Source organism: Pseudochryseolinea flava, from assembly GCF_003286915.1.
Lineage (GTDB): Bacteria > Bacteroidota > Bacteroidia > Cytophagales > Cyclobacteriaceae > Ohtaekwangia > Ohtaekwangia flava.
Genome location: NZ_QMFY01000004.1, coordinates 82,809 through 93,492 on the forward strand (window position 1 = coordinate 82,809; position 10,684 = coordinate 93,492).

The 10,684-nt window shown below is 44.5% G+C and carries 13 protein-coding genes; 3 read left to right on the top strand and 10 right to left on the bottom strand.

Features of this window, described 5'->3' with window-relative positions; all coding sequences use genetic code 11:
• Together DQQ10_RS09920 and lhgO are read left to right on the top strand one after the other, a co-directional pair.
• On the top strand, positions 1-858 hold the full coding sequence (locus DQQ10_RS09920) for a class II glutamine amidotransferase (protein WP_112746709.1): 858 nt from the start codon (positions 1-3) through the stop codon (positions 856-858).
• A 58-nt stretch (positions 859-916) separates the two neighbouring features.
• Positions 917-2,119 (top strand): L-2-hydroxyglutarate oxidase, encoded by a 1,203-nt coding sequence (gene lhgO, locus DQQ10_RS09925; RefSeq protein ID WP_112746710.1) that lies wholly within the window; start codon positions 917-919, stop codon positions 2,117-2,119.
• Positions 2,120-2,133: 14 nt separating this feature from the next.
• Here lhgO and DQQ10_RS09930 read toward each other — a convergent pair whose 3' ends face one another.
• Both DQQ10_RS09930 and DQQ10_RS09935 read right to left on the bottom strand, forming a co-directional pair.
• Positions 2,134-2,853 (bottom strand): hypothetical protein, encoded by a 720-nt coding sequence (locus DQQ10_RS09930; protein WP_112746711.1) that lies wholly within the window; start codon positions 2,851-2,853, stop codon positions 2,134-2,136.
• Positions 2,854-2,925: 72 nt separating this feature from the next.
• Positions 2,926-3,309 (bottom strand): RidA family protein, encoded by a 384-nt coding sequence (locus DQQ10_RS09935; protein WP_112746712.1) that lies wholly within the window; start codon positions 3,307-3,309, stop codon positions 2,926-2,928.
• Positions 3,310-3,337: 28 nt separating this feature from the next.
• Between DQQ10_RS09935 and moeB the strand changes: the two genes are divergently transcribed.
• Positions 3,338-4,471 (top strand): molybdopterin-synthase adenylyltransferase MoeB, encoded by a 1,134-nt coding sequence (gene moeB / locus DQQ10_RS09940; RefSeq protein WP_112746713.1) that lies wholly within the window; start codon positions 3,338-3,340, stop codon positions 4,469-4,471.
• 57 nt (positions 4,472-4,528) lie between these two features.
• Here the strand turns inward: moeB and DQQ10_RS09945 are convergent, their stop codons facing one another.
• From DQQ10_RS09945 to DQQ10_RS27920, 8 genes are all read right to left on the bottom strand, one after another.
• Positions 4,529-5,707, bottom strand: coding sequence for a trans-sulfuration enzyme family protein (locus DQQ10_RS09945; RefSeq protein WP_112746714.1), 1,179 nt, complete (start codon positions 5,705-5,707; stop codon positions 4,529-4,531).
• Between the two features lie 14 nt (positions 5,708-5,721).
• Positions 5,722-6,144, bottom strand: coding sequence for an OsmC family protein (locus tag DQQ10_RS09950; protein WP_317047929.1), 423 nt, complete (start codon positions 6,142-6,144; stop codon positions 5,722-5,724).
• Entirely contained in the window at positions 6,113-7,525 is a 1,413-nt protein-coding gene (locus DQQ10_RS09955) for a sodium:solute symporter family protein (RefSeq protein ID WP_112746716.1), read from the bottom strand. The genes DQQ10_RS09950 and DQQ10_RS09955 overlap by 32 nt, the downstream gene beginning before the upstream one ends.
• A 69-nt stretch (positions 7,526-7,594) precedes the next feature.
• Entirely contained in the window at positions 7,595-8,497 is a 903-nt protein-coding gene (locus DQQ10_RS09960) for a DUF5777 family beta-barrel protein (RefSeq protein ID WP_112746956.1), read from the bottom strand.
• An 8-nt stretch (positions 8,498-8,505) separates the two neighbouring features.
• Positions 8,506-9,045 carry a YceI family protein gene (locus DQQ10_RS09965; protein WP_112746717.1) on the bottom strand — a complete coding sequence of 180 codons (540 nt, stop codon included), beginning with the start codon at positions 9,043-9,045 and terminating at the stop codon, positions 8,506-8,508.
• Between the two features lie 23 nt (positions 9,046-9,068).
• Positions 9,069-9,602 (bottom strand): YceI family protein, encoded by a 534-nt coding sequence (locus DQQ10_RS09970; RefSeq protein ID WP_112746718.1) that lies wholly within the window; start codon positions 9,600-9,602, stop codon positions 9,069-9,071.
• A gap of 9 nt (positions 9,603-9,611) precedes the next feature.
• Positions 9,612-9,977 carry a hypothetical protein gene (locus tag DQQ10_RS09975; protein ID WP_112746719.1) on the bottom strand — a complete coding sequence of 122 codons (366 nt, stop codon included), beginning with the start codon at positions 9,975-9,977 and terminating at the stop codon, positions 9,612-9,614.
• Between the two features lie 527 nt (positions 9,978-10,504).
• Complete coding sequence (locus DQQ10_RS27920; RefSeq protein WP_165823875.1) at positions 10,505-10,681, bottom strand: hypothetical protein; 177 nt, start codon at positions 10,679-10,681, stop codon at positions 10,505-10,507.
• Positions 10,682-10,684: the final 3 nt, after the last annotated feature.

Sequence of the window (10,684 nt, forward strand, 5' to 3'; positions counted from 1 at the left end):
ATGTGTCGATTACTTGCCTACATGGGTACGCCCATAGTCATGGATAAAATTCTTTATCAACCCAAGAACTCGCTGGTAAATCAAAGCATCAATGCCCGCGAAATAGAAGAACCGCTCAATGGCGACGGCTTTGGTATTGGGTGGTATGTTCCGGACGTCAACAACGAGCCGGTGACCTTTGTATCGGTAAATCCCGCATGGAGTAATCGCAACTTAAAAAACCTAGCGCCAAAAATCCGCACACCTTGTATGATTGCTCACGTGAGAGCCGCCAGCGTCGGCGAAGTTTCCGAAAGCAATTGTCACCCTTTTCAATACAAGAACTTACTGATGATGCACAATGGTGGTGTTGAGAATTTTGAACGCATTAAACGTAAAATCCGACAGCCCCTTTCAGACGAACTGTACAATTGGATAAAAGGCCAAACCGACTCGGAGCATATCTTCGCTTATTTCCTAAACGAACTACTTGCTGGTCAAACCGACATTGTGAACATTGAACAGGTTATCCAAGCCTTTGAAAAAACCTTCCGTGCACTCAGCCGCATGATGAAAGAAGAAGGTATTACAGAACCTGCCTACCTGAACATGCTCGTCACCAACGGGCTTTTCTTTGTAGCTACCCGCTACGTTTCTGATCCTAAAGAAGAGCCATTAACACTATACCACTCGGAAGGCGGACGATATACGGTGGAAGATGGTATCAGCCAAATGGTAGCACCTGCAGACGACGATCAGGCAGTACTGGTGGTGTCTGAAAAACTCACCGACGACAAGCATTGGACACTCATTCCGACGAATCATTTTGTAACTGTGGATGCGGCGCTGAATGTTAAGATTCGCCCGATACAAGCCTAGCCGACCCTGCATTTTTTTCGAGAACGTTTAATGCTTAGTTTCGCCAAAAATTCAAGCAGTGCATTACGACGTAATTATTGTTGGTGGCGGCGCCGTGGGTCTGGCGACAGCGCTTCAAATGGCAAAACAAAATCCAGGTTTAAAAGCTGTAGTGATTGAAAAGGAAAACGCCGTCGGCAATCATCAAACCGGGAACAACAGTAACGTCATTCACTCTGGGATATACTATAAGCCCGGCAGTCTCAAAGCAAAAAATTGTATACACGGCTATAACCTACTGCTTGAGTTTTGTAAAGAGCAGCAAATTCCATTCGATATATGCGGCAAAATTATCGTCGCTACGGAAGAACGTGAAATCCCACTACTCAACACAATCTTTGAACGCGGTCAGCAAAACGGGTTGACGGGTCTAAAGATGCTCAACGCGGCAGAACTCAAACAACATGAACCGCATGTAGCAGGCATTGCTGGTATTCATGTTCCGCAGACGGGAATTGTCGACTATAAGATCGTAGCGGAAAAATTTGCAGCGGTGTTCAAAAAACATGGTGGCGAAGTGAACCTTGGCGAAAAAGTGACGGACATTAAATTATCAGATGATGCTGTCACGGTAACAACAAGCAAAAACAAGTACACGGCAAATTTACTCGTGAATTGTGCTGGACTCTACTCTGATAAAATTGCCAAACTCACGTCCCAAAAGATCGACGTGCAAATCATTCCGTTCCGAGGCGAATACTATAAACTCAAAAAGGAAAAAGAATATCTCGTCAAAACACTGATCTACCCTGTGCCTGATCCGAGTTTCCCATTCCTTGGTGTTCACTTTACGACAATGCCTGGCGGTGGCGTAGAGTGTGGCCCAAATGCAGTACTCGCATTTCGCAGAGAAGGCTATAAAAAATCTGACTTCAGCTTATCGGAATTTTCGGAGACGATGGCGTGGCCAGGCTTCCGCAAAATCGTATCAAAATATTGGCGCACGGGAATGGGCGAAATGTATCGCTCACTTTCAAAGGCTGCATTTACAAAAGCACTTCAAAAATTACTCCCTGAAATTCGTGAAGAAGATTTGGCGCCAGGTGGTGCGGGCGTTCGTGCCCAGGCCTGCAGTCGCGACGGCGCTTTGTTAGATGACTTCCTGATACTCGAAGACAAACGCGTGATCAACGTCTGCAACGCACCATCTCCTGCGGCAACCTCGTCTCTCTCTATCGGCGAGACAATCGCAGGACTTGCGGCTGGCAAACTGAAGGGGTAATCTACGCAAGCATATCAGTTGATTCTAAACATCAACCCAGCTTGCATTCCCCATACGTTGACAGTTTTATAATAACGTTGGTAAACGGCGCCTCCGGTACCATACACATGAAAACGTTCTGTCCCACCGAGTCGAAACTGAAGGTGCGCCGAAAACTCCTTACGTGGTAACGATGTCCGGTATTCAATCACACCGCCTAATTTGCGATGGTCACTTTGCAGTTGCAAACCTGCTGTCCATTCTTGATAGGTATTTCCTCCGCTAAAGTCCTCATGGATAATTCCGCCCCCAACGCGAAATGTTACGTTATTCGCCGTGATGACGTTGAGCTGCAATATTTGCCAATCATCGGTACGCAAATACTCAACACCGTCAACACCTTCCTCAATCAGATAATTGAATCTGAAGTCCGTTGAGAACACCCCCCAATTACCGCGAATGCGCGGCTGAACAATGTAATAAGAAGATGGTTGGATCCCGGATTGCACGTAGCACTCAAGCGAAACGAGGTTCTCATTTTCAACGCGTTTTTTCAACACTTCGCGTTGCCAAACTTCCAACCACTGTATCGAATAAAATGCTATTTCTAATCCAAACGCGCCCGCGTTGCTAGACGAACCTGACGACTCCCCTTTAGCGGTTCCTGACGACAGATCTTTTATTTCACCCACCTGCGCATACAATACGAATGGAAGCAGGCAGAGTAGAAACACCATCAGGCTTTTCACTTTCATACAACTTAGGGGGTTTAGGGTTGTAATTTTGAAGCGAAATCAGTGCCAATATCGCTAAGAAAGCAAGATGCTTCAAGACTTAATCGCTGTTACTTCAACTTCGATCAAATAATCCGGATCTATCAGTGCGCTCACCTCGATCATCGATGTCGCCGGTTTAATCTTCTTGAAGTACTCGCCATGGGCGCGCCCGAACTCCTCCCACCGCGCAATATCGGTTACGAACATCCTTGTACGTACGACATCGTCGAATGTAAATCCAGCTTGATTTAACACCTTCCCGATCTTTTCTAAAACAAATTTTGTTTGACCATACGGATCGCCTTTTGCGACAACGCCGTTTTCATCTGTGGCCACAGTTCCCGAAATCTCTAAATGATTGCCGACTTGAACAGCACGTGAATACCCGACAATGTCTTCCCATGGCGCACCCGATGAATAAATTTTTCTTTGCATGACTACAGATCGTATTATTTTTGAATAGATGAAGTTAAGTACCGACGAAGTTAAACGTTACAGTCGACACCTTGTGTTGCAAGAGTTTGGACTCGAGAACCAATTAAAGTTAAAAAAATCAAAAGTGCTTGTCGTGGGTGCTGGAGGATTAGGCTCTCCTGCCCTCCTCTACCTTGCGGCCGCAGGTATCGGAACCATTGGCATCGCCGACTTCGACCGTGTGGACGTGAGCAATTTGCAAAGACAGGTTTTGTTCGACATCAATGCGGTGGGCAGGAACAAAGCACAAGCTGCCAAAGAAAGACTTTCGTTGCTAAATCCTGAGATCAATTTCGAAATCTATACCGAAAAACTAACATCGCTAAACGCCTTGGCAATTGTTCAGCAATACGATGTTGTTTTGGATGGCACGGATAACTTCCCGACACGTTACTTGATGAACGATGCCTGCGTGTTGGCCAATAAGCCATTGGTTTATGGCTCTATCTTAAGGTTCGAGGGACAGGTTGCCGTGTTCAACTATCGGAAGACTGATGGCAGTTATTCCGCCAACTACCGTGATCTTTTTGCATCACCACCAGACCCAGCGAGCGTTCCAAATTGCGAACAAGCTGGCGTTTTAGGTGTCCTCCCAGGAATGATCGGCAGTATGCAGGCCAGTGAAGTCATTAAGGTTATCACTGGGCTGGGCGAACCTTTATATGACAAGCTCCTTCTATTTGACAGCCTGAGCATGCAACAAACCATCATTGGATTACCGCGTGGAAATTCACGGAATTCAATTCAAAAGCTTATTGATTATGACGAATTTTGTGGCCTATCTTTAGGCGCTAATAAAAATGATATGAAAGAAGTAACTGTTCAGGAATTGAAAGAACTGATTGATTCAAAGGCAGACTTTCAATTGATCGATGTTCGTGAGCCCCACGAATTTGATATTTGCAATCTCGAAGGTGAATTGATTCCTCAAGCGGAAATTCCATCGAATGTTGACCGTATCTCCAAGGACAAGAAAGTTGTTATCCATTGCCGCAGTGGCGCCAGAAGTGGCAACATGGTGCAGTGGCTTGAGAAGAATCACGGCTTTACAAACTTGTACAATCTAAAAGGCGGTATTCTTGCATGGGCAAGAGAGATCGACCCAACGATGCCATCGTATTAAAATAAAACGGGAGTTCCATCATACGATCGACTCCCGTTTCCTTTGTATTGTCATCAACTATCCTCTGATCGCCTGATCAACATCGGCGATAATATCCTTCACATCTTCTAGTCCAACAGATATACGGATTAACCCAGCCGTAATTCCTACTGCATTTCTCTCTGGCTCTGTGAGCTTAGAATGCGTTGTTGACGCTGGGTGAATTGCTATCGTGCGTGTATCTCCTAAGTTTGGAGAATGCGAAATCATCTTCAAGTTGTTCAAGAAACGACGTCCTTGTTCAAGACCCCCCTTCACTTCGAATGTTACTAGTCCACCACCAAGGCGCATCTGTTTTTTAGCCAGTGCGTAATTCGGGTGTGACGGTAGGTGTGGATATTTAACCTTCACAACTTCTGGATGTTTCTCCAAAAATTCAGCTAATGCCAATGCGTTTGCACAATGTCTTTCCATACGCACAGCCAAAGTCTCTAAGCTCTTGCTTAACACCCAAGCATTAAAGGGCGACAGCGATGGCCCTGTATGTCTGGTGAAGAAACGAATCTCTTTGATGAGCTCTTTTTTGCCAAGGATAACACCGGCAATCACACGCCCTTGACCATCCATGAACTTGGTTGCAGAATGTGTTACGATATCTGCGCCCCATTTGGCAGGGTTTTGGAGATACGGCGTCGCGAAGCAGTTGTCTACATTGAGAATGAGGTTATGCTTCTTTGCAAGTTTGCCTATCCATTCAAGATCGATAAGATCGAGTGCAGGATTCGAAGGCGTCTCCACGAAGATCATCTTGGTGTTTGGTTGAATCTTCGCCTCCCAAGTATCAGGCTCAGTGATGTCGGCGTAGCTATGGCTGATACCGAATTTCGGAAAGATTATATTGAGAATCTGATGCGTAGATCCAAATACAGACCGACATGCCAACACGTGATCGCCAGACTTTAACAATGCGGCCATACTGCTGAACATCGCCGCCATACCCGATGACGTCGTTACACCATCTTCAGTGCCTTCCATCAAACAAAGCTTTTCAATAAGCTCATTCGTGTTGGGGTTTGAATAACGGCTATAAATGTTTCCTGGAATTTCATCTGCAAACATCGCACGTGCTTGCTCTGCATCTTCAAACACAAAGCTTGAGGTGAGATAGAGCGGAACAGAATGCTCACGGAATTGTGATCGTTCTTGTTGCGTGCGAATAGCGTCTGTACTAAAAGATCTTTCGTTTTGGTCTTCCATTTCTCCCGTATGTATTATCCATTAATGATTTCGAAGCTGTACGTAACCTTCGCTGTTGCCTCTAACGTTTTGGCTACTGAACAATATTTATCGACCGACAAAGTAACGGCCTTCTCCACTTTACTTTGATCGAGGTTACCGAACAATTTAAAATGCGCATGCACCTCGGTGTACAACGAAGGCACTACATCTTTCTGGCGTTCTCCAGTCACCGTTACTTTTACGTCTTGTAAATCCTGACGTTGCTTTTTGAGAATATTGATAATGTCAATGACGCTACATCCTCCGAAAGCGGCTAACAACAGCTGCATCGGACGCATGCCCAGGTTTTGTCCTCCGATATCGGGAGAAGCATCAAGGTGAATAATACTGCCTTGTTCATTTCGCGCTTCCATATGAAACGCGTCATTCAATCGACTCAACTCTACTTTTATCATATTCATTTTCGTTCTGCGGCCACCCTATCGATCCGACGATCATTCCCACAAGACTAACAAGTGTTGCTGGAATTAGTGATGGCCACGCGGTTTCCAAAACTTCAAAGATAATCCAAGTTATCATACCGCCCACCATCGCCACCATCGCGCCTGTTCTACTCGACCGTTTCCAATACAGCCCTAAGACCAGTGGGATAAATAACGAGACTAAGCTTAAAATGGATGACTCTCCGACCAATTCATAAATATTTGATCTGATACAAGCCATGATGGTCGCTACGGCGGCAAATAACAAAACAGAAAACCGGGTTAAAAACAGAAAGTGCTGATCATCCAGCCGATGCTTGAGCAACGGTTTTACAAGATTCTCCGAGAAAATCGACGCTGGCGCTAGAATAGCAGCACTCGCCGTGCTCATGATGGCAGAGAGCAACGAGCCAAAGAACAAAATTTGAATGGGTAGCGTTGTATGCAGCAGCACCATGTTGGGCAATGCCAGTTGTTTATCGCCCGCGATTTGATCGCCATACAACTGATTCGTACATACGCTGATAAAAATCGGAAGCATGGCGATCGTTAGGTAGAGCCCAGCCGCGAAATAACATGATCTCACCGCCGTCTTTGCCGACCCCGAAGACATCGCGCGCTGAAAAACATCTTGGGAAGGAATCGATCCTAATCCTAAAACGGACCACGCTGCTATGTACATTAATATCTCTTGAAGATTGAAGGACGGAAGGAACCGCAGATCTTCTCTTGGAATTTTACTCATGACAACATCAACACCACCAGCCTTCTGCGACATGATATAGGCTAACACAAACAAGCCAAGAATGATGAGTATACTTTGGACGAAATCTGTAATCGAGATCGCCCACATCCCACCGATGTAGGTGTATAAGGTGACAACAAACGCACTGATCAGCACACACTGCCATTGCTCTATTCCGGTAACAACATTGAGAATAAGTCCCATCGCGACGAGTTGCGCGGCAATGTACCCGATGTAGGGAAGCGCCAGAAATAAGCTTGCTGTGAGCTCCGTAGACTTCCCAAAGCGTATCTTAAAAAAATCTCCCAATGTAAGGAGATTCATGTTGTACAGTTTCCTTGCGAAGAAGGCACCAAACAATAAAAGGCATAGCGCGGCACCGAACGGATCTTCAATGACGCCATATAATCCTTCTTCGAGAAATTGAGATGATGCTCCGAAAACGGTTTCGGATCCAAACCACGTCGCAAACATGGCTGCCGAACTCAGCATCAAAGGCAAGCTTCTACCGGCGAGCATGTAGTCGCCTGATGTCTTCACACGACGAGAAGCCCAGAAACCAATCAGGATCGTAAGCAGCAGGTATATGATGATCGATGCCAGGAGCACAACTTCGCGCTTTTAATAAGCATCAAAATAAAACACCGCTGCCTACAACCTAAAATTTTATTGACGCGATTACTTATTTTTTTTCAGTTGAAATGTCCGGGTAACGTTGAAGCCCAAGTGGATATCGCCACCGAAGAAATCACCATTTGTTTCCGTGATCACCGTTCGTTCAGTAAGGCTCGACGTATTGGTGAGCACCAACTGGAACACGTGACCACCCGTTTCAATGTCGATACCAAAACCAAGTGCATTGTAACGCTTCTCATCGCCAACCGAGGCTAACAGGTCGTTGTCTGGTGGATCGAGACGGTAATAGTATTCCGTGGTAAGCGCCACACTCTTCGTAACTTTCAAACGCCCACCAAAGCCGATCGCGATTTGATCATTTTTTTCTGCAAACTTATTCACCGCGTTTTTGTGAATGAACGTCGGCATGAGTTGTAGCGAAAGATTGCTCGTGATTTTGCGCGCAATGAGCAACTGTCCTGTGTATGCCAAACGATCTACCGATTTAAATCCTTCCGGTTCGTCGTCTTTCTTCGGTGAAATGCTATACGCCGCACCACCTAGCGCCGTAATCGAGAAAGGCATATTTTTTTCTCCTGAACTTTGCTTCAAGATCTTATACTTCAGATATCCATCCATGATCTTATCAGCAGAGTTACGGCCAATGCTCACCGATAGATTATCGGTAATACCATAGTCGAGCCCGAGTCGAACATAAGCTTCGTCAAGACCGAACATTTCATACAGCCCGCCATCAAGCGCACCGAAACGATGTTGAAAGATAAACTCCAATGATCCGGCATTCTTTGTCTCGATAGTGTGACCATTCACTAACCGTGTACCTTTGAAAGTAGCGAAGGTATAGTCAGTTTCTTTTGTTTTTTCTTTTTCCAATTCACCCAATAAGTCTTCCTGAGCGTTCGCGAAAAATGGAAGAAGAATAAAAAGTAGTATTATTTTTTTCATATTCATCATTAAAGCTGTCGATACGTAAATTCAATTGTTACTTCCACTTGCTGTGCGATATTCTTCCACACGATTTGTGGTACATTGATGTTGTAATCCAGAAGTTTCACATTAAATTTCGATTTCACCTGCAAGAAACTCCCATTCTTTTCAATCGTTCCAATGGCATCCACATCTTTTGTAACACCATGAATTGAAAGTTTACCCACGGCACGAACTTGTTGTACACCTTCTTCTGCCGAATTAAATCCAACGATCTTACCTTGAAACGTCGACTTGGGATATTTTTCTGATTCCATGTACTTCTCATTGAAGTGCACCTGCATCAACTTCTTTTCGAATTGAAAATCTTTGATGCTCATCAAGAATGCAACATCGCCTTTAAATGCGTCAAAGATACTTGTCACTTTCTCGTTCACAGCCGTGATGTCTTCGACTACGCCATCCGAATAAAAGCTCACCTTTGATTTCTCAGCGAAGTATCGTTGCTGCGCCGATGTTGTAAAGTTTAAGGCAACGGCGAAGACCATAAAAAGAAAAAATTTCATGCTTGATTTAATATGTTATCAAATTACTGCGGCTTATACACAAAATCGACTGTTACCTCAACTTGTTCTGCAATATTTTGAAATACAACAGTGGGTATTTCGACTTTATAGTCCGCGACTTTTACGATGAACTTCGACTTCACGTAGATCTTACTGTCTTTGACCTCAATGGTCCCTGGAATTTCCACGTCTTTCGTTACGCCGTGAATCGTCAATTTACCGGTAGCTTTCACGTTTTGGACCGACGTGCTTTTCATGTCAAACCCATTGAGTTTCCCTTGAAATGTGGACTTCGGGTATTTGTCCGACTCCATATATTTTTCATTAAAATGCTCTTGCATCAGAGACTTTGCAAATTGAAATTCTTTGATGGGAATTGAAAATGCAATGTCGTTAGTAGCGGTATTAATGATGCTTGATGCTTTCTTATTATCGGCAGTGATATCCTCAAGTAATGCATCCGAGAAGAACGACACAAATGATTTTTCAGAGACGTACTTTTGCGCATGCGCGGATAAACAAGCGAAAATAAGCGAGAGTATGAGGAGTTTTTTCATAGACGTTCATTAATTGTCTAGCGCGCCTTGTTCAATCCAGCAAAAAAGTTTTTGTCTTTCTTCAGCGGTAATGCTACCGACACGAGGCATCTTAGCCGGATCGTTCAACGGTAGGGTTATGCGTCGTTGAACCTCAGCGCCTTCGCCCGCCAACGTTTCATGGTCTGTCCAATCCGGCAATGAATTGCTCCCGTCATGGCAACCGCTTATGGCACAATTCGCATTGATGATGGGAACAATATCCACCTCGTAGCGCAATACTTCTTCTGTACACTCCACCACGAAAGGGCCTGCGAGGTCGTGACTCACACAACCATATAATACATTAAAGAGAATAGTAATGACGAAAAGAAAAATGGAGAATCTAATTTTCATAATAGTTGAATATAACACAAACTGTTTCGAAGTACAACGGTCCAAAGATGGAGAAACAATGGAATCTGTTCTCAGTGCATTCGTCACAGATTCTGAGACAACAGCGTCAAGGGAGATATGAATCAAAGCCAGTTAACATCATTGGGGGAGCTGGCGTGCGAGGAATAACATGACCTGGGTCGTATTGGCACTGCCATAAAATGAAAATCCCTCGAGATCCTAGATCACGAGGGATAATCACTGTCTATAGTTGGCTTTAATCTTAAACCAAATGTAATGGCCGGCTTGGAAAATCCCTGATTTAAATCGATTACTAGAAAATTTTGGAGACGAATTGCATTACGCGAAGATTAAGCGCATTATGCAATCGTTATAAAATGAAAATCCCCCAAAGTACTCGACTAAGGGGGATTGTCATGTCTATAGTTGGCTTTAATCTGCTTCAAATTTAAGGGAAAAATTTTTAAATACAACCGTTTGCATCCTGAAAATGTAGAAAAAGTTAAATTCTGATGAATTTTATGGATCTACTCCACCTTTTTCGCCGTCGAATCTTCTTCCCCATGCCGCTTCAGCAGTCGCTCTTGCAGCTGTGGCTTGGATCCGGGGAACGTTGTTCTTCTGCTAATATCATAGCTCGCATAGGCCAGCAGTATCGTAAAAATCGCACACCCAATTGCAAATATCTTCTTCTGCCTAGTCATCGC

Excerpts from the sequence above, each read along its gene's own strand:
- DQQ10_RS09920 (WP_112746709.1), top strand. The coding sequence starts at position 1 with ATGTGTCGATTACTTGCCTACATGGGTACGCCCATAGTCATGGATAAA.
- DQQ10_RS09930 (WP_112746711.1), bottom strand. The coding sequence starts at position 2,853 with ATGAAAGTGAAAAGCCTGATGGTGTTTCTACTCTGCCTGCTTCCATTC.
- DQQ10_RS09935 (WP_112746712.1), bottom strand. The coding sequence starts at position 3,309 with ATGCAAAGAAAAATTTATTCATCGGGTGCGCCATGGGAAGACATTGTC.
- moeB (WP_112746713.1), top strand. The coding sequence starts at position 3,338 with ATGAAGTTAAGTACCGACGAAGTTAAACGTTACAGTCGACACCTTGTG.
- DQQ10_RS09945 (WP_112746714.1), bottom strand. The coding sequence starts at position 5,707 with ATGGAAGACCAAAACGAAAGATCTTTTAGTACAGACGCTATTCGCACG.
- DQQ10_RS09950 (WP_317047929.1), bottom strand. The coding sequence starts at position 6,144 with ATGATAAAAGTAGAGTTGAGTCGATTGAATGACGCGTTTCATATGGAA.
- DQQ10_RS09960 (WP_112746956.1), bottom strand. The coding sequence starts at position 8,497 with ATGAAAAAAATAATACTACTTTTTATTCTTCTTCCATTTTTCGCGAAC.
- DQQ10_RS09965 (WP_112746717.1), bottom strand. The coding sequence starts at position 9,045 with ATGAAATTTTTTCTTTTTATGGTCTTCGCCGTTGCCTTAAACTTTACA.
- DQQ10_RS09970 (WP_112746718.1), bottom strand. The coding sequence starts at position 9,602 with ATGAAAAAACTCCTCATACTCTCGCTTATTTTCGCTTGTTTATCCGCG.
- DQQ10_RS09975 (WP_112746719.1), bottom strand. The coding sequence starts at position 9,977 with ATGAAAATTAGATTCTCCATTTTTCTTTTCGTCATTACTATTCTCTTT.
- DQQ10_RS27920 (WP_165823875.1), bottom strand. The coding sequence starts at position 10,681 with ATGACTAGGCAGAAGAAGATATTTGCAATTGGGTGTGCGATTTTTACG.